General features: G+C 44.2%; 1 pseudogene. It reads left to right on the top strand.

The features are described 5' to 3' along the window. Positions 1–138 precede the first annotated feature (138 nt). Positions 139–321: pseudogene (locus tag FS736_RS25545) on the top strand (hypothetical protein); the annotation flags it as partial.

Genomic DNA, 321 nt, shown 5'->3' with positions numbered 1-321 from the left:
ACCACACCACCCCCCTCCTCCCCATCCCCTTCTCTCAACCAACGACTTCTCCCCTTCCATTCTCTTCCTAACACCCCTTCCCCTCCCACTTCATACTATCTCCACCCAAAACACTAATTCTCTAATTAACCAACATCCATCAAAAACCAAAGCACCTTTCCTATCAACCAAAAAAACCCCCAAATTCTATTACCTAACACACCTAAACCCATCCCCCATCACCACACTTTTCATTTTATACAACAGGACACCAAAGACCTTCAGGAAGGGCAAATTTTACTTCCTACGCTTTATCTTTCTCTTGACCCATATATGAGAGCA

Source organism: Cytobacillus oceanisediminis 2691, from assembly GCF_007678455.1.
Taxonomy (GTDB): domain Bacteria; phylum Bacillota; class Bacilli; order Bacillales; family Cytobacillaceae; genus Mesobacillus; species Mesobacillus oceanisediminis_A.
This window is presented reverse-complemented; position numbering and strand designations above follow the sequence as displayed.